Annotated in this window: 17 protein-coding genes and 1 pseudogene; 5 read left to right on the forward strand and 13 right to left on the reverse strand. The window is 71.5% G+C overall.

The genetic code is table 11. The annotated features are described in order from the left end of the window. Positions 1 to 64 precede the first annotated feature (64 nt). The 5 genes from era to ACW9J6_RS09585 form a co-directional block, all read right to left on the reverse strand. The gene (era, locus tag ACW9J6_RS09565) at positions 65 to 1,048 is read right to left on the reverse strand and encodes a GTPase Era (protein ID WP_457116230.1); all 984 of its coding nucleotides are present in this window, start codon (positions 1,046 to 1,048) and stop codon (positions 65 to 67) included. 4 nt (positions 1,049 to 1,052) lie between these two features. After that, positions 1,053 to 1,787: a ribonuclease III gene (gene rnc, locus ACW9J6_RS09570; RefSeq protein WP_457116231.1), complete on the reverse strand. Its 735-nt coding sequence runs from the start codon at positions 1,785 to 1,787 to the stop codon at positions 1,053 to 1,055. 11 nt (positions 1,788 to 1,798) lie between these two features. Then, on the reverse strand, positions 1,799 to 2,590 hold the full coding sequence (gene lepB, locus ACW9J6_RS09575) for a signal peptidase I (protein ID WP_457116232.1): 792 nt from the start codon (positions 2,588 to 2,590) through the stop codon (positions 1,799 to 1,801). 143 nt (positions 2,591 to 2,733) lie between these two features. Next, positions 2,734 to 3,135 (reverse strand): holo-ACP synthase, encoded by a 402-nt coding sequence (gene acpS / locus ACW9J6_RS09580; protein ID WP_457116233.1) that lies wholly within the window; start codon positions 3,133 to 3,135, stop codon positions 2,734 to 2,736. Further along, a complete protein-coding gene (locus tag ACW9J6_RS09585) occupies positions 3,132 to 3,890 on the reverse strand; it encodes a pyridoxine 5'-phosphate synthase (protein WP_457116234.1) in 759 nt (252 codons plus the stop codon). The genes acpS and ACW9J6_RS09585 overlap by 4 nt, the downstream gene beginning before the upstream one ends. A 400-nt stretch (positions 3,891 to 4,290) precedes the next feature. Between ACW9J6_RS09585 and ACW9J6_RS09590 the strand changes: the two genes are divergently transcribed. From ACW9J6_RS09590 to ACW9J6_RS09600, 3 genes are all read left to right on the forward strand, one after another. Beyond that, positions 4,291 to 5,001, forward strand: a complete 711-nt coding sequence (locus ACW9J6_RS09590; RefSeq protein WP_457116235.1) for a PRC-barrel domain-containing protein — start codon at positions 4,291 to 4,293, stop codon at positions 4,999 to 5,001. Further along, positions 4,998 to 6,347 (forward strand): MFS transporter, encoded by a 1,350-nt coding sequence (locus ACW9J6_RS09595; RefSeq protein ID WP_457116236.1) that lies wholly within the window; start codon positions 4,998 to 5,000, stop codon positions 6,345 to 6,347. Before ACW9J6_RS09590 ends, ACW9J6_RS09595 begins: the two co-directional genes overlap by 4 nt. A gap of 226 nt (positions 6,348 to 6,573) precedes the next feature. Further along, complete coding sequence (locus ACW9J6_RS09600; protein WP_457116237.1) at positions 6,574 to 8,337, forward strand: ABC transporter ATP-binding protein; 1,764 nt, start codon at positions 6,574 to 6,576, stop codon at positions 8,335 to 8,337. A gap of 222 nt (positions 8,338 to 8,559) precedes the next feature. Here ACW9J6_RS09600 and ACW9J6_RS09605 read toward each other — a convergent pair whose 3' ends face one another. The 7 genes from ACW9J6_RS09605 to ACW9J6_RS09635 all read right to left on the reverse strand — a co-directional run bounded on the left by ACW9J6_RS09605 (position 8,560) and on the right by ACW9J6_RS09635 (position 15,195). Then, positions 8,560 to 9,939, reverse strand: coding sequence for an amidohydrolase family protein (locus ACW9J6_RS09605; protein ID WP_457116238.1), 1,380 nt, complete (start codon positions 9,937 to 9,939; stop codon positions 8,560 to 8,562). Then, complete coding sequence (locus ACW9J6_RS09610) at positions 9,936 to 10,814, reverse strand: polysaccharide deacetylase family protein (RefSeq protein WP_457116239.1); 879 nt, start codon at positions 10,812 to 10,814, stop codon at positions 9,936 to 9,938. The genes ACW9J6_RS09605 and ACW9J6_RS09610 overlap by 4 nt, the downstream gene beginning before the upstream one ends. A 128-nt stretch (positions 10,815 to 10,942) precedes the next feature. Next, positions 10,943 to 11,725 (reverse strand): ABC transporter substrate-binding protein, encoded by a 783-nt coding sequence (locus tag ACW9J6_RS09615; RefSeq protein ID WP_457116297.1) that lies wholly within the window; start codon positions 11,723 to 11,725, stop codon positions 10,943 to 10,945. 65 nt (positions 11,726 to 11,790) lie between these two features. Continuing rightward, positions 11,791 to 12,561, reverse strand: a complete 771-nt coding sequence (locus ACW9J6_RS09620; RefSeq protein WP_457116240.1) for an amino acid ABC transporter ATP-binding protein — start codon at positions 12,559 to 12,561, stop codon at positions 11,791 to 11,793. Beyond that, positions 12,558 to 13,415 (reverse strand): amino acid ABC transporter permease, encoded by an 858-nt coding sequence (locus ACW9J6_RS09625; protein ID WP_457116241.1) that lies wholly within the window; start codon positions 13,413 to 13,415, stop codon positions 12,558 to 12,560. Before ACW9J6_RS09625 ends, ACW9J6_RS09620 begins: the two co-directional genes overlap by 4 nt. Continuing rightward, complete coding sequence (locus tag ACW9J6_RS09630) at positions 13,412 to 14,233, reverse strand: ABC transporter substrate-binding protein (RefSeq protein ID WP_457116242.1); 822 nt, start codon at positions 14,231 to 14,233, stop codon at positions 13,412 to 13,414. The genes ACW9J6_RS09625 and ACW9J6_RS09630 overlap by 4 nt, the downstream gene beginning before the upstream one ends. Before the next feature lie 5 nt (positions 14,234 to 14,238). Beyond that, positions 14,239 to 15,195, reverse strand: coding sequence for an N-carbamoyl-D-amino-acid hydrolase (locus ACW9J6_RS09635; protein ID WP_457116298.1), 957 nt, complete (start codon positions 15,193 to 15,195; stop codon positions 14,239 to 14,241). Positions 15,196 to 15,340: 145 nt separating this feature from the next. Between ACW9J6_RS09635 and ACW9J6_RS09640 the strand changes: the two genes are divergently transcribed. Both ACW9J6_RS09640 and ACW9J6_RS09645 read left to right on the forward strand, forming a co-directional pair. Next, a complete protein-coding gene (locus ACW9J6_RS09640; protein WP_457116299.1) occupies positions 15,341 to 16,231 on the forward strand; it encodes a LysR family transcriptional regulator in 891 nt (296 codons plus the stop codon). 46 nt (positions 16,232 to 16,277) lie between these two features. After that, positions 16,278 to 16,571: pseudogene (locus ACW9J6_RS09645) on the forward strand (transposase); the annotation flags it as partial. A gap of 57 nt (positions 16,572 to 16,628) precedes the next feature. Here the strand turns inward: ACW9J6_RS09645 and ACW9J6_RS09650 are convergent. After that, a complete protein-coding gene (locus ACW9J6_RS09650; protein ID WP_457116243.1) occupies positions 16,629 to 17,618 on the reverse strand; it encodes an ABC transporter substrate-binding protein in 990 nt (329 codons plus the stop codon). Positions 17,619 to 17,817: the final 199 nt, after the last annotated feature.

Below are 17,817 nucleotides of genomic sequence, written 5' to 3' on the forward strand. Positions count from 1 at the left end.
GGCGCCCGGCGCGGACAGCGTCGGGCAGGTGGGGTTAATGAACGGTTAAAGCCGCCGCGGGTCATCACCCCCGCGGAAAGTCCAGCCCCATCTCGCGGTAGCGCTCGGGATCGTCGGCCCAATTCTCGCGCACCTTCACGTACAGGAACAGGTGCACCGGCGCCTCGGCCGCCTCGGCGATCTCCACGCGCGCCGCCTGCCCGATCGCCTTGATGGTCTGGCCGCCCTTGCCGAGCACGATCTTCCGCTGGCTCTCACGCTCGACGAAGATCGTCTGCTCGATGCGCACCGAGCCGTCCGGCCGCGCCTGCCACTGGTCGGTCTCGACCGTGGAGGAATAGGGCAGTTCCTCGTGCAGGCGGTCGTAGATCTTCTCGCGGGTGATCTCGGCGGCGAGCATGCGCAAAGGCGCGTCCGAGACCTGGTCCTCCGGGTAGAGCCAGGGACCCGGCGGCATCAGCCCGGCCAGAACCCGGCGCAGGTCCGGCACGCCGTCGCCGGTCAGCGCCGAGATCATGAAGGTGTGGTCGAAGGTCAGCCGCGCGTTCAGCGCGGCGGCGAGGTCGAGCAGCCGCTCGCGGGCGATCACGTCGATCTTGTTGAGGACGAGGATCTTAGGGCGGCGCAGGTCCGGCAGCTTGCCCAGCACCGCCTCGACCTCCGGGTCGACGCCCTTGCGGGCATCGACCAGCAGGCAGACCGCGTCCGCGTCCGCTGCCCCGCTCCAGGCGGAGGTCACCATGGCCCGGTCGAGGCGGCGCTTGGGCGCGAAGATGCCGGGCGTGTCGACGAAGACGATCTGGGCCGGCCCCTCGATGGCGATGCCGCGCACGAGCGCCCGCGTCGTCTGCACCTTCCGGGAGACGATCGAGACCTTGCTGCCCACGAGGCTGTTGAGGAGCGTCGACTTGCCCGCATTCGGCACCCCGATCAGCGCGACGAAGCCCGCGCGCGTGGCGGCGGGAAGCGGCGACGCGGGCTCGGAGACGGGACCGGAGAGCGGTTCGGAGTTGAGATCGGACTTGGAATCGGACTTGGGATCGGACATGGGCCTACTCCGTAGCCGCCGCGGCCTCCTCGCGCCAGACGCCCTCGCGCACGAGGAGCAGGCGCGCGGCCTCCTGCTCGGCCAGCCGCTTCGAGCCGCCGACGCCGAGGCTGGGTTCCACGCCCGAGACCCGCGCCTCGATGCGGAAGATCGGCGCGTGGTCCGGCCCGGCCCGCTCCACGACCGCGTAGGTCGGGGTCGGCAGGCCGAGCCCCTGGGCCCATTCCTGCAGGGCCGATTTCGGGTCGCGGCCGCTCGTGGCCTCCGCCTCCCCGGCGGCCCCGAAGGCGCGGTCGATCACCGCCTTGGCGGCGTCGTAGCCGGCGTCGAGGAAGATGCCGCCGAGGATCGCCTCGCAGACATCGGCCAGGATGGCGGGGTTGCGCCGCCCGCCCCCGTGCACCTCCCCGGCCCCGAGCTTGAGGTGGGGACCGACGTCCCAGGTGCCCGCCACCGCCGCGCAGCTCTCCCGGCGCACCAGCCCGGAGAGGCGCCGCGACAGGTCGCCCTCGTCCGCCTCGGGCAGCGCCGCATAGAGCCCGTCCGCCACGGCGAGGCCGAGCACCCGGTCGCCGAGGAATTCGAGGCGCTGGTAGCTCTCGAGCCCGGAGCCGGCGCTGACATGGGTCAGCGCCCGCCGCAGCAGGTCCTTGTCGGCGAAGACGTGGCCGATCCGCGCCTCCAGGGCAGAGAGGTCGGCGGGCTCGCTCCTGCGCTTCCCCCGGCGGATCGCGCCCATCGCGCCCTCGCTCAGTGGATGGTGTGGAACAGCCGGGTCCAGCGCACCGTCCAGGGCCAGTTCCAGATCTGGAGCGGCGAGGCGCCCTCGTCGATCGAGAAGAAGATCACCTCGGCCCGCCCGACCAGGTTCTCGAAGGGCACGTAGCCGACGCTCGACAGGTCGCGCGAATCGGTGGAGTTGTCGCGGTTGTCGCCCATCATGAAGAAGTGATTGGCCGGCACCGTGTAGACGTTGGTGTTGTCCCACAGGCCGCGGTCGCCGTCGCGCTCGATGATCCGGTGCGTCACGCCGTTCGGCAGCGTCTCCGCGTATTGCGGCACGGCGGTAGGCTGCCCGAACGCGTCGGTGGTGGCGTAATCCTCGACCTGCTCGCGCTTCACCGGCTTGCCGTTGATGTTCAGGATCCCGTTGATCATCTGGATCCGGTCGCCGGGCAGCCCGATCACCCGCTTGATGTAATCGGTCGAGTTGTCCTTCGGCAGCTTGAACACCACGATGTCGCCGCGCTTCGGCTCGGCGCCCCAGATGCGGCCGTGCATCTCGAAGGGCAGATAGTCGCTCAAGGGGAGCGAGTACTTGGAGTAGCCGAGCGAGTACTTCGACACGAAGAGATAGTCGCCGATCAGCAGGGTCGGCACCAGCGAGCCGGACGGAATGTTGAAGGGCTGGAACAGGAGGGTACGCACCACGACGGCGATGAGCAGCGCCTGGAGGCCGACCTTCACGAATTCCTTGACGGAGTCCCAGGGCCCCGCCTCCTTGGCGGGCTTGAGGTCCGGATTGGTGCGCACGCGATCCATGGTTCTCGTCTCCGGCGGTCCGCCCCTCGCCGGAGCGACCGCCGAGACGCGGGGAAGGAAGCCGCGGTGCGCGGGGTCTAAACCAACGCCTCTCCGCCCGCAACGCGGGAGGCATCCGCGGGACGCGGCGTTCCGCGCGGCCCTCACGCGGCCGGCACGGCCTCGATCACCACGAAGGCCTGGGCGAGGGGCGGGTCGTCGGTCAGCGAGACGTGGACCCGGGCCAGGTGCCCCTCCGGGATCAGGGCGGCGAGCCGCGTCGCGGCTCCGCCGGTGAGGCGCAGGGTCGGCTGGCCGCCGGGCAAGTTCACCACCTCCATGTCCCGCCAGAACACGCCGCGGGAGAGGCCGGTGCCCAGGGCCTTGGCGCAGGCCTCCTTGGCGGCGAAGCGTCGCGCGTAGGACGGTGCCCGGGCCGCCCGCCGGTCGCTGCGGGCGCGCTCGCCCTCCGTGAAGACCCGGTGCGTGAAGCGCTCGCCGAACCGGGCGAGCGAGCGCTCGATCCGGCGGATGTCGCAGAGGTCGGAGCCGATCCCGACGATCACGCCCCCGCTCCCGCCCGGCCCGCCTCCATGGCCGCCCGCATGGCGCGCACCGCCTCGTCGAACCCGACGAAGACGGATTCGGCCACGATGGAATGCCCGATATTGAGTTCGCGCAGGTGCGGGATCGCCGCGACCGGCCCGACGCTGTCGAGGGTGAGGCCGTGGCCCGCATGGACCTCGAGGCCGAGTTCGGTGCCGTGGGTCGCCGCCCGGGCGATGCGGGCGAGTTCGCGCCGCGCCGCCTCGGCATCCCCGGCCGCCACCGCCTCGCAGTAGCGGCCGGTATGCAGCTCCACCACCGGCGCGCCGAGGCCGCGCGCCGCCTCCATGATGTGCACATCCGCCTCCACGAAGAGCGAGACGCGGATGCCCGCCTCCGTCAGGCGGGCGACGGCCGCCCGCACGGGCTCGCGGGCCGCCACGATGTCGAGTCCGCCCTCGGTGGTGCGCTCCTCGCGGCGCTCGGGCACGAGGCAGGCGGCGTGCGGGACGAGCCGCAGGGCGATGGCGACCATCTCCTCGGTGATCGCCATCTCCAGGTTCAGGGGCCGGTCGATCTCGCGCTTGAGCCGCTCCACGTCCTCGTCGCGGATGTGGCGGCGGTCCTCGCGCAGGTGCGCGGTGATCCCGTCGGCCCCCGCCGCGACCGCGATGCGCGCGGCGCGCAGCGGGTCCGGGATCACGCCGCCGCGGGCGTTCCGGAGGGTGGCGATGTGGTCGATGTTGACGCCGAGGCGAAGCGGGGACGGGGACATCGGTCGAAGGCTCCCGGAGGTGGGCGCGGTGTAGCGGAGGCGGGCGCCGAGGGCCAGCGTCGCGCCCTGTGCGTTTCGCGGCCAGCGCGGCCGGTCGCGCCTGGACACCTCGCCGACGCCCCGCCAAGGATGGCCGCGCGGCAGCGGCGGGGCGGTCCGCCTCCCCCGTCGGCGCACGGGAGCCCCCTCGCGCAGGCCGGGCCGGCCGCGGGCCCGCCACGGAGACAGAGCGACGATGTCCGTTCGACGGCCCGACCGCGGCTTGCGCCCGAAGGCCCGGCCCCACAACTTCGCCGCGATCCGCGGCTACGCAGACGCCCTGCGCGCCGCGGCGGAACCCCTGCCGAGCGTCGCGGTTGCCGACCGAACGGCGATGCGAGCGAGACGAGGAGCAGCTTTGGTGACGATCCTGAGGAACGCGCTCGCGGCGCTCGCGGGCCTCTGGGCCGTCGCCGCGGCGGCCCAGACCGGATCGGTGCCCCCGCCCGCCGCCCCGCCCGCCCCGACCGCCAAGCCGGAGGCGCCGCCCGCCAAGCCCGACGCAGCGCCGGCCAAGCCGGAGGCGCCGCCCGCCAAGCCGGCCGAGACGCCCCCCGCGCCGGCGGCGTCCGGCCCGGCCTCGCCGCCCGCCGCCGCGCCCCCCGCTTCCCCGCCGCCTCCCGCCGCCCCGCCGGCCGCCGCGGCCCCGCCGGCCGCCGCGGCCCCGCCCCCCGGTACGCCTGCGACCGTCCTCGACGCGCAGGATTACGACGGCGTGCTGGGCAAGCCCGTGCGCAGCGCGGCCGGCGAGGATATGGGGCGGATCATCGACATCATCGTGGACAAGGACGGCCGGCCGCGCGCCGCGATCATCGATTTCGGCGGCTTCCTCGGCGTCGGCTCGCGCAAGATCGCCGTGGATTGGCGCGCCCTGCACTTCGCGGCCGACAACAAGCCCGGCCGGGCCGTGCTCCAGCTCAATCGCAACCAGGTGCGCGTCTCGCCCGAGTACAAGCCCGGCGACCCGATCGTGGTGCTGGGCCCGGCCTCGCCGGCTCCGGCGGCCGCGACCCCCTCGGCGCCCGCGCCCGACGCGGATCAGGCCGCCGCGCGCGGCCCACAAGAGAAATGACGGCGGCGCGCCGATCCCAGCGCCGGGCGCTCGCCCACCGGGACATCCCCCGCTTCGAGACACGGGCGGAGGCCGTGGCCCGCGAGCCGGTCCGGGAGAGGCCCGCCCCCGCGGTGCCCCTCCCGGGCACGCGCCGGGAGAAGCCCGCGCCCTCGGCGGCGAGCAGCCGGGGCCTCGACGCCTTCACGTTCTTCGTCGCCAACCTGCAGACCGGGTTCGGCCCCTTCATCGCCGTCCACTTCACGGCTCACCAGTGGACCCAGGCCGATATCGGCCTCGTGCTCACCATCGGGGGCCTGTTCAGCCTGTTCGGGCAGGTGCCGGGCGGCGCCTTCGTGGATTGGGTGAGGCGCAAGCGCCTCGTCGCCGCCCTCTCGGTCGCGATCATCGGGGCGAGCGCGGCCGGGCTCGGCCTGTGGCCGAGCTTCCTGATCGCGGCGCTCGCCATGGCGGCGCACTCGGTCGCGAGCTGCACGCTCACGCCGGCCATCGCGGCGATCAGCCTCGGCCTGTCGGGCCATGCCCGGCTCGGCGAGCGGCTCGGGCGCAACGCCCGGTTCTCCTCGATCGGCAACGCGCTGGCGGCGGCCGGAATGGGAGCCTGCGGCTACTACCTGTCCAACGCCGCGGTCTTCTACGTGACGGCGGCGCTCGTGGTGCCGACCCTGGTCGCCCTGTCCTTCATCCGCCCCGGCGAGATCGAGGTGGTGCGGCCGCAGGGCCGGGAGGGCGCGCCGCCGCCGAGCGGCTGGGCGAGCCTGCGGCTCGTCCTCACCAACCGGGCGCTGCTCTGCTTCTCCGCCTGCATCCTGCTCTTCTACGTGGCGAACGCCGCGATGCTGCCGCTCGTCGGCAGCGTGCTGACCATGCGGGCGAGCCAGACCGCCACCATCCTGATCGCCGCCTGCATCATGGCGCCGCAGATCGTGATGGCGCTGATCGCCCCGGCGGTCGGCCGGGCGGCGCAGACCTACGGCCGCCGCCCGCTCCTGATCCTGGGCTTCGCCGCCCTGCCCCTGCGCGGGCTGCTCTTCGCCTACACGCAGGAGCCCGAGGTGCTGGTGCTGATCCAGGTGCTCGACGGGATCTCGGCGGCGGTGATCGGCGTCATGGTGCCGCTCGTGGTCGCCGACGCGACGCGGGGCACCGGCCGCTTCAACCTCGCCCTCGGGGCGATCGGCACCGGCATGGGCGTCGGCGCCGCGATCAGCACGACCCTGTCGGGCGCCATGGCCGACCATCTCGGCACCCACGCGGCCTTCCTGGGGCTCGCCGGGGTGGCGATGCTGGCCCTCGTGCTGCTGCTGCTGGTGATGCCCGAGACGCGGCGGGGGCGCGGCGGTTGAGCGGCGGCACCCTGCTGCGGCGCGGGGCTTTTTTCGCAGCGCGGCAGGGCCGCTCAACTCCCGTTCATGTAGGCCCGCTATAAATCCTGCGCGCCGCGAGTTTTTGCCTGCAACATAAGGCGACGCTTTCGCGTTGCGGCTAAGGCGGGTTGGTCCGGGGCACCGGGTCGGCCCTTTCGTTCCACGACCGGCCGCGCGCGGACGAAGAACCGGGATCGATCGCCAGATGGAAGACCTCTGCGCCTACGCTGAACGGCCCTGGGCCTTCGTGGCCCGCTACCTGCGGCGGCGCGTGGTTCCCCACGCCGCCATCGTGGTGTCGGTCCTGGCCGCCGTGACCTGCTCGGTGAGCACGCAGTACGGGATCAAGGGCGTGGTCGACGCGCTCGGCAAGGGGCCGCAATCGGGCGAGATCTGGGGCGCCCTGGGCGTGCTGATCGCCTTCATCGCGGCCGACAACATGCTCTGGCGCGTGGCGAGCCTGGTGGCGAGCTTCACCTTCGTGGCGGTGACGGGCGACATCCGGCGCGACCTGTTCCGGCACATGACCGGCCACTCCCCCTCCTACTTCGCCGACCGGCAGCCCGGCACGCTGGCGAGCCGGATCACGGCGACCTCGAACGCGATCTTCACCGCCGAGAACATGTTCGTCTGGAACGTGATGCCGCCCTGCGCGGCGGCGTTCGGGGCGATCCTGTACGTGGGCGCGGTCTCGGTGCCGATGGCGGCCGGGCTGCTGGTGATCTGCGGCGGCGTCGTGGTGCTGATGTTCCGCATCGCGGCGGCCGGCAAGCCGCTGCACCACGACTTCGCCGAGAAGGCCGCCTCCGTCGACGGCGAGATGGTCGACCTCGTCAGCAACATGCCACTCGTGCGCGCCTTCTCGGCCTTCAAGCGGGAATTCGTGCGCTTCGACGGCACCATCGGGACCGAGATGAAGGCCCGCCGCCGCAGCCTGCTCTACCTGGAGAAGCTGCGCATCATGCACGCGGTGATCACCGTGGTGGCGGTGCTCGGCCTGCTCTACTGGGCGGTCAAGATGTGGGAGGCGGGCAGCGCGACGGCCGGCCAGGTGGTGCTGGTCTGTACGCTGGGCATCACCATCCTGGCCGCGACCCGCGACCTCGCGGTGGCCCTCGTCGACGTCACCCAGCACACCGCCCGCCTGTCGGAGGCGCTGAAGACCCTGCTGCAGCCGCACGACCTGCGCGACCATCCGGAGGCGAAGCCCCTGGTGGGCGGGGGCGCGCGCCTGGAATTCGACCGCGTCGCCTTCAGCTACCCGGACGGGCGGGAGGTGTTCCGCGACTTCACCCTGACGATCGAGCCGGGCCAGACCGTCGGCCTGGTGGGGCGCTCGGGCGGCGGCAAGTCGACCCTGTTCACGCTGCTGCAGCGCTTCTACGACCCGCAGGGCGGGCGCATCCTGATCGACGGCCAGGATATCGGCCGGGTCACGCAGGAATCCCTGCGCGAGGCGATCACGGTGGTGCCGCAGGACATCTCGCTGTTCCACCGCTCCCTGCGCGAGAACATCCGCTACGGCCGGCCCGACGCGACCGACGAGGAGGTCTGGGCCGCCGCCGAGGCCGCGCGCTGCACGGACTTCATCAACGACCTGCCGCAGGGCTTCGACACGATCGTGGGCGACCGCGGCGTGAAGCTCTCGGGCGGGCAGCGCCAGCGCATCGCGGTGGCCCGGGCCATCCTGAAGAATTCGCCGATCCTGCTCCTCGACGAGGCCACCTCCGCCCTCGACACCGAATCCGAGGAGGCGATCCGCGAGGCGCTGCACAACCTGATGCAGGGTCGCACCGTCATCGCCATCGCGCACCGCCTGTCGACCCTGAAGGATTTCGACCGGATCGTGGTGCTGGACGGCGGCCAGGTGATCCAGGACGGCTCGCCCGAGCGGCTGGTCCACCTCGACGGCTTCTACCGCGACCTCATCCAGCGCGAGACGCTGAAACTGTCGCGCGAGGCGGCGTAGGGTCGACCCTCAACCACCTCGGCCGGGCGAAGGGCCGCTGCGGATGGTTCTCTGCCCGTCGTGGAGACGCCTCTCAAGGGCGGAAGAACGGAACCGCGGGCCAGGGGGAATGACCGGTGGTGGAACTCGCGGCCCCGATCGAGCGATCGAGGCGGCGATCGACCGCCTTCTGCGGCACGGTCCCGGCGCCTGCGGCGCGACTTTGCCCGTCCCTCCCGCGGTTCAGGCGTCTTCGGCGAGAGCCGCCCGGACCTCCGGCAGGTCCCAGACCCGCTCGATCGCGGCGGCGCCCTCGCGAACGATCGCGCCTTCGTCGCCTGCCAGGTAGCGGCCTTCGTTGATGAGGACCCGGCCATCGACGAGGACCTGGGCGATGTCGGCCCGGTTGGCCAGTGCGATCAGGGCGCGCAAGGGATCGTACAGCGGCTGCAGGTGCGGGTGCGTCATGTCCACCACCGTCAGGTCGGCGGTGGCGCCCGGCGCGATCACGCCGAGATCCGGACGCCGGATGGCCGCGGCGGCCTGTCGCGTCACGGCATCGATGAGGGCGGCGGAATCCGCGACCTCGGCCCGGCCAGCGGCGACCTTCGAGATCAGCGAGGCGGCGTTCAGCTCGCCCAGCAGGTCCATGTTGTAGCCGTCGGTGCCCACCAGGGTGCGCAGGCCGTGGGCGGCGAAGCGACCGAAGGCTGCGGTGCGGCCGGCCCGGGCGAAGACCCGCGGACAGTTGAGCACCGTGGCGCCCCGTGCCGCCATCAGGCGCAGGTCGTCGTCGCTGCTGGCAACGCAGTGGGCGGCCAGCAGGTCCGGCGCCAGCAGGCCCAGCCAGTCGAGGTATTCGGCGGGACTGCGCCCGTCGTGGCGCGCCCGGATGGTCGCGACCTCGTCGTCGCTCTGGGCGAGGTGGATGGTCATCGGCACGCCGAGTTCGCGAGCCCGGGCGGCGCAGGCGCGGAGCAAGTCCGGGCCGCAGGTGTCGGTGGCGTGCGGGCTCATCGCGAGGCGGATGCGCCCCTGCCCCTTGCCCTCCCAGCGGGCGTGAAGCGCGTCCCACACCGCGAGGTCGGCCTCGCCGTCGTCGCCCCTGTACGTCACGCGCCCGTCCGGGCCGGCCTTGGCGTCGGCGGTGGAGAACAGGTAGGGCGCGCCATAGAAGCGCAGGCCCATCTCCTCGGCCGCCTCGAACATCTCGGGCAAGCCGTTCCGGAACGGCTCCATCACCGTCGTGGCGCCCCCCTTGAGGAGTTGCAGGACGCCGAGCCGGGCGGCGGCCAAGCGCTCCTGCGGCGACAGGACGTGGAGCGCGATCTTCGAGAGCGGCAGCAGCACCGTGTAGACGATGCTCTTGCCGCCCTTGCGGCCCCGCCCGTCCTCGGTGTGCGAGCGCGCGATCGCTTCGCTGAAGCAGTGGTTGTGCAGGTTGAGCAGGCCCGGCAGCACGAGGCGGCCGGGCTGGTCGTAGATCTCGTCCGCCGCCGGCCGGTCCGGCGTGACCGCGGCAATGCGACCGCCCTCGACCAGCACCCAGCGGTCGCGCAGGATGCGCGGCGCGCCGTCCTGGAGGGTGAGGAGGTACGTGCCGAAGATCGCGACCGTGGTCACGCTGCCCTCTCGTGCTTCAAGAAGTTGCCGGCGATCGCCGCGCCGGTGGTGATCCAGAGATCGGGGCAGCCCTGGGCGTAGGTCAGGAACTCGCGCAGCAGGCGCAGCCGCATCGGCCGGCCGCTGCACTGGGGATGGAGGACCGTCGTCACCATCGCCCCCCAGTCGCGCACCTCGTCGAGCTCGTCCTTCCACAGCGACAGGACGTGCTCCTTGGGAAAGATCGAGCGCGGGCTGAACCGGGTCGAGAGGCCGTGCATCCAGTCGTCATAGCTCGCCGTCACCGGCAATTCGATCGGGCCCGGGGTGCCGTCACGAAGCACGTGGCGGTATGGCCGCACGTCGTCGCGGAAAGACGACGTGTAGACGATGCCGTGCGCGACCAGCGTCTTGCGCAGGTCTTCGGTGAACTCGCCGTAGGGGGCGCGGTAGCCCGTCGGCACCACGCCGAGGCGGCGCCTCAGGGTCTCGAAGCCGCGCTCGATCTCCTCCTCCATGAAGGGCGCGCCCGGATCCGGCATCAGGTGGTGGTAGCCGTGGTGCCCGATCTCGTGGCCGGCCCGCACGATCGCCTCGGCCATCGCCGGATAGGCATCGACCGCCCAGCCGGTGATGAAGAAGGTGCCCTTGAGGCCGAGTTGGTCGAGGAGGTCGAGGAGCTTCGGCGTGCCGACCCGGGCCTCGTAGGCACCGTAGCTCATGGTGACCAGGCGCTCGGCGTGGCCGGCATCCTTGCTGGTCCAGGCGCTCTCGGCGTCGACGTCGAAGGAGAGGAACATGGCCGAGCGGTACGGTGCCGGCCAGGGGTAGTCCGGGGCCGGCGGGGCGAGATTGGCGGGGGTGAGCGGGATGCTGTCGAGGGCGGCGCGATTCATGGGCGGTCTCGTGTGGTCGGGTTACTGCGGAGCGCCGGCTTCGACGCGTTCGCGCTCTCCCCTCTCCCACACGGGAGAGGGGATCCCGCGCTTTATTCTGCAAAGGACAGCCGATAATAGTCGGTTGTTCATTTCGCCCCGTTGACCAGCGCCTTGTCGACGCCGTTCTCGGTGAGCATCCATTTCTTCAGGAGCGCCTTGTAGGTCCCGTCGGCGATCAGCGCGTCGAGGGCGCCGGCCACGGCCTGGTGCAGGCCGGTCTCCTTCACAGGAAGCGCGATGCCGGTGTACTGGAGCGCGATCGGGGTGCCGATGGCCAGGTAGGTGTCGGGCTCAAGCCCCATCACGTAGGGCAGCGTCTCGTTGCCCTGCACGGCGGCGTCGATGCGGCCCTGCTTGAGCTGGGTGCGGGCATCGGCCGAGCCTTCCGTGCCGACGAACACCACCGGGTTGTCCTTGCAGTTCTGTTCGCTCCAGGCCGCGATCTCGCGCGGGAAAGAGGTGCGCCGGCTCGCCCCGGCCTTCTTGCCGCAGAGCGAGGTCACGTCCTTGAAGTCGCCCTCGCGGGCCTTGCGGACGAAGAATTGCGGGCCGCTGCGCAGGTAGTCGACGAAGGCCGCGGTGTCGTGCCGGGTCGCGAGATCGGTCATTCCGGAGAGGATGGCGTCGACCCGGCCGGTCGCGAGCGCCGGCATCATCTGGTCGAAGCTCGTCTCCTGCCAGGCGAGCTTGACCCCGAGCGTCTTGGCCAGGGCATCGCCGAGATCGACGTCGAAGCCGGTGAGCTGCCCGGTCGCCGGGTCCTTGAACTCCATCGGCGGGTAGTTCGGCACGATCGCGACCTTGAGCGTGCCGCTCTTGGCGATCTCGGGCGGCAGGGCGGCTTTCGGAGCGTCCTGCGCCGCGGCCATCGTGGCGGACAGGCTCAAGAGACCGATCGCGATCAGGCGCTTCACCAGACCCTCCTCGAAAACTCTCAGCCGATCACCGCCGAGAGGAAGCTGCGGGTGCGGGCCTCGCGCGGCCCGCCCAGGACCTCGGCCGGCGTGCCCGCTTCGACGATGCCGCCGTGGTCCATGTAGACGACGGTGTCGGCGACCTCGCGGGCGAAGCCCAGCTCGTGGGTGACGACCATCATGGTCATGCCGGAACGCGCGAGCTCGCGCATCACCGCCAGCACCTCGCCGACGAGCTCGGGGTCGAGGGCCGAGGTCGGCTCGTCGAACAGCATCAGCCGCGGCTTCATGGCGAGCGCCCGCGCGATGGCGACGCGCTGCTGCTGCCCGCCGGAGAGCTGGGCGGGATAGTTGCCCGCCTTGGCGGCGAGGCCGACCCGGGCCAGCAGCGCCACCGCCTCGTCCCGCACCTCCGCCGGCCGGCGGCCCTGGACCTGGACCGGGCCCTCGATGACGTTCTCCAGCGCGGTCTTGTGCGGGAAGAGGTTGAAGCGCTGGAACACCATGCCGGTCTTGAGGCGCTGGCGCGCCACCTCGCGCTCGCTCAAGCCGTGCAGCCGCCCGCCGGCCTCGCGCATCCCTAAAAGCTCGCCGTCGAGCCAGATGCCGCCGGCATCGATCCGGGTGAGCTGGTTGACGCAGCGCAGGAGCGTCGTCTTGCCCGAGCCCGAGGCGCCGATCAGGCACATCACCTCGCCCGCGTGCACGTCGAGGGAGACGTCGTCGAGGGCCTTGAACGTGCCGAAGCTCTTCGAGACGCGGCGGACGGCGACGAGGGGCGGCGCGCTCATCGGGTGATCCTCGCGGTGCCGCGGGAGAAGCGGCGCTCGAGCAACATCTGCAGGGGCGTCAGGGCCGACACCACCAGCAGGTACCAGAGCCCGGCGACGATCAGCAGTTCGATGACGCGGGAATTGGCGTAGTAGATGTTCTCGGCGGCGTGCAGCACCTCCGGGTACTGGATCACGCTGGCGAGCGAGGTCGCCTTGACCAGGCCGATGAACTCGTTGCCAAGGGGCGGCAGCACCACCCGCATCGCCTGGGGCAGGATGATCCGGTGGAGCGCCTTCAGCTGGCCCATGCCGATCGCCTGCGCGGCCTCGTACTGCCCGGCATCGACCGAGAGCAGGCCGGCCCGCATCACCTCCGAGGTATAGGCGCCCTGGTTGATGCCGAGGCCGAGCAGCGCGGCGAGGAACGGCGTCATCACCTCGACCGACTTCGCCGACCACAGGCCCGGGATGCCGATGACCGGAAAGACCAGCGCCAGGTTGAACCACAACAGGAGTTGCAGGATCAGTGGGGTGCCGCGAAACAGCCACGTATAGCCGACCGCTACCCCCTTCAGCAGCGGGTTGGGCGAGAGCCGCATCACCGCCACGACGAGGCCGAGCACGATGCCGAGGCTCATCGCCAGCCCCGCCATCACCAGGGTGTTGACGATGCCGTGCAGGATCACCGGCACCGTGAGGAAGCGGGCGACGTAAGCCCACTCGATCTGGCCATGCGCGAAGGCGCGCCCGATCAGCGCCAGCACGATCAGGATCAGGGCGGCCGCGATCCAGCGGCCCCAATGGGGCTGCCTTGCGGTCGGCAAGCCGGTGAGATCCGGAAACCCCTCGGCCAGGGCGCGCCCGCTGCTCATTGCTCGCTCGCGTTCAGGAGAGGTTCGGGCACGGCATTGGCCGACAGACCGTATCGGGCCAGGATCGTGCCGTAGCTGCCGTCGGCGATCATCGCCCGCAGGGTCGCGGTCAGGGTCTCGCGCAGGGCAGCATCCTCCTTGCGCACCATGATGCCCTGGTAGCCCTTGGTGAAGGGCGTGCCGAGCACGCGGTAGCGGCCGGCCTCCAGGCTCTGTGCGTAGGGTAGCGTCTCGCTGCCCTGGACCGCGGCGTCGATGCGGCCCTGCTTGAGCTGGTTGCGCACGTCGATGCTGTTCTCGCCCGGTGCGACGACGGCCGGCGGCTTGCCGGCGGCGGTGCAGGCCGTCCTGCTCCACTCCTCGATCTGGGCCGGGAACGAGGTGCTGCGGGTGGTTCCGATCCGCTTGCCGCAGAGATCCGCCGGGACTTGTGCCGGGCTGCCGGCGAGGGCGAAGAACTGCGCGCCGGTCGTCAGGTAGTCGATGAAGTCGGCCTTGTCCCGGCGCGAGGCGCGGTCCGAGATGCCGCTGATGATGAAGTCCGACCGGCCGGATTGCAGCGACAGGATCAGCTCGGCGAAAGGCACCTCGCTCCAGGCGATGCCGACCCCGAGGCGCTTGGCCATCTCGGTCGCGAGGTCGATGTCGAGGCCTTTCAGCGTGTTGGTCTCGGGGTCGCGGTACTCCATCGGCGCGTAGGTGGCGTTGACGGAGAGCCGCAAGCTGCCGCGCTGGCGGATCTCGTCGGGCAGGCCGGCGGCGGCGGCGCGGCCGGCCGCGAGGGCGGCCAGGATGACGAGGACGAGGGCGTTCCGCATCGCCGTCACTCCGCCGCGAGCGGCGCCGGCTCGATCACGCCCGCCCGCTCGGTGATCGGCCCGTACTGCGCCGGCTGGCGGTGCTGGCCGAAATTGAACATCTTCTCCTTGCCCTGGCGGCAGCGATCGAGGTCGCATTCGGCCACCACCACCTCGTCGCCGAGGCTCCGCGCCTGCGTGACGATGCGGCCGTCGGGATCGACGATGCAGGAGCCGCCGATCAGGCCCGATCCGTCCTCGTCCCCGGCTTTCGCCACCGCCACCGCCCAGGTGGCGTTCATGTAGGCGTTGGCCTGGACGACCAGCGTCGAGTGGAAGGTGCGCAAGGCGGCGTCCTCGCTCGTGCCGCCGTTGGGATCGTAGGCGGCCGAGTTGTAGCCGACGCAGACCAGCTCGACACCTTGCAGCCCCAGGACCCGCCAGGCCTCGGGCCAGCGCCGATCGTTGCAGATCATCATGCCGACGATCGCGCCGGCCCAGTCCGCGCCGGCCCGGAAGGCCGGGAATCCGGCATTGCCGTAGGAGAAGTAGCGCTTCTCGAGCTGCTGGAAGCGGGCGCCCGGCCGCGGCTCGACCGAGCCCGGCAGGTGGACCTTGCGGTAGCGCCCGAGAATCGACCCGTCCGGTTGGACCAGGATCGTGCTGTTGAAGCGCTCCCCCTCCGGTGTCAGCTCGGCGTAGCCGATGTTGAAGCCGACCTTCAGCTCCCGGGCGCGGTCGAACAGCGCCTGGACCGCCGGATTGGGCATCGCGCGCTCGAAATACCGGTCGAGCGCGTCGCCTTCGAGGAGCCAGCGCGGGAAGAACGTCGTGAAGGCGAGTTCGGGGAAGACCACCAGCGTCGCGCCGCGCCCCGCCGCCGTCTCGAGCAGGCGGATCAACCGGTCGAGGGTGTGGGCGCGGGAATCGGCGCGCTGGATCGGCCCCATTTGGGCCGCCGCGACGGTGACGACACGGGACATCATGACCTCTGCGTGGGCGATATGCTTAATCTGTAAGCATTACGTCGTATCGACCCCCTGCGATGTCCCGATCATGCATATCCCTTACGCCCCTACAATCCTGCGGCCTATGATAAATTCCGCCAGACTATAAGCTGAGGTGATGATGAACCTGCGGCAGCTTGAGATCCTGCGGGCCGTGGTTCGGCACCGCACCACCCTGGCGGCGGCCGAGGAACTGGCGGTGTCGCAGCCGGCGGTGAGCAACGCCCTCAAGGCGATGGAGGCGCAGGTCGGCTTTCCCCTGTTCGACCGCATCAACAACCGACTGTTTCCGACCGCCGAGGCGATGACGCTCTACCGAGAGAGCGAGGCGATCTTCGCGCTCCATGCCAAGCTGGAGAACCGCCTGCATGACCTGCGCGAGAACCGGCACGGGCACCTCGCCATCATGGCGACCCCGCCGCTGGCCTACGGCCTGCTGCCCCGCGCGCTCGCCGCCTTCGTGCGCGGGCGGCCGCAGACGCGGCTGTTCTTCGACGTGCGCCGCTACGAGGGGGTGATCGAGGGCGTATCCAGCCGGGTCGCGGAACTCGGGTTCGCACTCGGCCTGTCGAACCACGTCGGCATCGCCCACGAGGTGGTGCACCGGGGCGAGATGGTCTGCGTCATGGCCCCCGACCATCCGCTGAGCCTGACGCCGAGCGTCACGCCGGCGGATCTCGCCCGCCACCCCTTCATCGGGCTGGAGCGCGGGACGCGGCTCGGCGAGGCCGTGCGGGACGCCTTCGCGCGGGCCGGCGTGCCGTTCGACGCCAGCGTCGAGGTGCGCTACTGCAACACCGCCTGCGTGCTGGCCGGGGCCGGGGTCGGCGTCGCGGTGGTCGACCCGTTCTCGCCCGCGCAAGGGAGCGCGCATCCGGTGGTGGTGCGTCCGTTCGCACCTCGCACGCCGGTCGAAGCCTTCATGCTGTGGTCGGAGGCCGAGCCGCTGTCGCGCCTGGCGCGGGCGTTCCTGGCGGAGGTGCGGGCGGCGCGGACCGGCGTGACGGAGTGATGCCGGTGTCGGACGTCTCTTGCGGCGACGATATCAGCAGCACGCGACCGCGCCCGCAGTCCTGAAAAAGGCGCCCGGCCGCGCGCGCCGGCTGATCGGCGACACGGGCTACGATGCCGACTGGCTGAGCCAGGACCGGCGTCAGCAGGGCATCCGCGTGGTCATTCCCGGCACGCGCGCCCGCAAGCGCAAGATCCGCCTCGACACGCGGCGCTCTCGCGACCGATGGCGGGTCGAGGCGGTCTTCTGCCGCCTCAAGGACTTTCGCCGCATCGCCACCCGCTCCGACGAGTTCGCCCGCAACGTCGCCTCCGCCCTGGCCCTCGCCGCCGTCCCCGCGGGGCGTCGCGTCCGAAGCCCGCCGGGCGGTGGTCCGATGGCGCCGCCCGGGTCCCCGTCACTCGATCACCTCCGTCGCGAGCGCCAGCAGGATCTCGGGCACGGCGAGCCCGAGCGATCGCGCGGTCGTGAGATTGACCGTGAACGTGAACCGCGTCGGTTCTTCGAACGGCAGTTCGGCCGGCCGCGCCCCTTCCAGAACACGCGCGACCATGCCCGCCGCCCGCTCGAAGCTGCCGACAAGGTCGGGACCGTAGGCCATCAGGCCGCCGTCGCGAACGAGGAATGCGAACTCGTAGACGGCGGGCAGGCGCAGGCGAGCGGCGAAATCGAGCACCCGGCTCCGGTTCAGCAGGGTGAGACTGTCGCTGACCATCAGAAGGCCGTCGGGGCGGTCGCGTTCGATGTCCGCGAAGGCGCGCGTGAAGTCGTCCGGCTCGCGCACGCCGACCGCCTGGACGGCGAGGCCGAGCGCGGCCGCGGCACTCTCGGCTTCGCGAACCCTCAGGGTCATTCCGAGATCGTCGAGGTTCCACAGCATCGCCACGCGCGTCATCGTCGGCTGGAGCTGCTTCAGGATTTCCAGACGCTTCGGCGACAGGCGAACCGACTCGTCCGAGATGCCGGTGATGTTGCCTGCCGGCCTGGACAAGCTCTCCACCAGGCCGGTCGCGACGGGATCGCCGGTCCCGAAGATGATCACGGTCGGAATCGTCCCTTCCTGCTTCGCCACGAGGGCCGCGGGATAGGACTGGACGACGACGACATCGACGCCGCTGTCGATCAACTCCCGGAGCAGGGACGGCAAGCGGTCGAGTTGCCTCTGTGCGCCCCGCCGCTCGATGACGAGGTTGCGCCCGAGCTCGTAGCCGTTCCGGGCGAGGCCCCGCAGGAACGCGGCTCCGAACTCGCTGGTGTCGCTCGGGGGCACGGCCGCGTGAAGCAGTCCGACGCGATACACCCGCGAGGGAGTCTGGCCGCGAGCCCCGCCGCAGGCCAGCGCGCCCGCGGCCGTCGCGAGCCCGGTGACGACGTCCCGCCGCTTCATGAGACCCTCTCGAAGCGGCGCGCGGGCAAGCCGATCCCGGCGACGAGGCCGCCGCTGCGCCGGGGGACGGTATCAAGGCCGGACCGCGCCGCCCTCTGCTGTCGTTGATCCGCCCCGGCCGCACCATGCGGGGATCGCCAGTCCTGCGCGCGACCGAAGCGGAACCGACCGGCGTGGTCGAAGCGCGCTGCGGATGAAC

This window comes from Methylobacterium sp. JK268 (genome assembly GCF_054052225.1).

Bases quoted from the DNA above. Each gene is read 5' to 3' on its own strand.
- ACW9J6_RS09625 (WP_457116241.1), bottom strand. From the start codon at position 13,415: ATGAGCAGCGGGCGCGCCCTGGCCGAGGGGTTTCCGGATCTCACCGGC.
- ACW9J6_RS09615 (WP_457116297.1), bottom strand. From the start codon at position 11,725: ATGGCCGCGGCGCAGGACGCTCCGAAAGCCGCCCTGCCGCCCGAGATC.
- lepB (WP_457116232.1), bottom strand. From the start codon at position 2,590: ATGGATCGCGTGCGCACCAATCCGGACCTCAAGCCCGCCAAGGAGGCG.
- ACW9J6_RS09640 (WP_457116299.1), top strand. From the start codon at position 15,341: ATGAACCTGCGGCAGCTTGAGATCCTGCGGGCCGTGGTTCGGCACCGC.
- rnc (WP_457116231.1), bottom strand. From the start codon at position 1,787: ATGGGCGCGATCCGCCGGGGGAAGCGCAGGAGCGAGCCCGCCGACCTC.
- ACW9J6_RS09585 (WP_457116234.1), bottom strand. From the start codon at position 3,890: ATGTCCCCGTCCCCGCTTCGCCTCGGCGTCAACATCGACCACATCGCC.
- ACW9J6_RS09620 (WP_457116240.1), bottom strand. From the start codon at position 12,561: ATGAGCGCGCCGCCCCTCGTCGCCGTCCGCCGCGTCTCGAAGAGCTTC.
- ACW9J6_RS09600 (WP_457116237.1), top strand. From the start codon at position 6,574: ATGGAAGACCTCTGCGCCTACGCTGAACGGCCCTGGGCCTTCGTGGCC.
- era (WP_457116230.1), bottom strand. From the start codon at position 1,048: ATGTCCGATCCCAAGTCCGATTCCAAGTCCGATCTCAACTCCGAACCG.
- ACW9J6_RS09610 (WP_457116239.1), bottom strand. From the start codon at position 10,814: ATGAATCGCGCCGCCCTCGACAGCATCCCGCTCACCCCCGCCAATCTC.
- ACW9J6_RS09650 (WP_457116243.1), bottom strand. From the start codon at position 17,618: ATGAAGCGGCGGGACGTCGTCACCGGGCTCGCGACGGCCGCGGGCGCG.
- ACW9J6_RS09635 (WP_457116298.1), bottom strand. From the start codon at position 15,195: ATGTCCCGTGTCGTCACCGTCGCGGCGGCCCAAATGGGGCCGATCCAG.
- ACW9J6_RS09630 (WP_457116242.1), bottom strand. From the start codon at position 14,233: ATGCGGAACGCCCTCGTCCTCGTCATCCTGGCCGCCCTCGCGGCCGGC.
- ACW9J6_RS09595 (WP_457116236.1), top strand. From the start codon at position 4,998: ATGACGGCGGCGCGCCGATCCCAGCGCCGGGCGCTCGCCCACCGGGAC.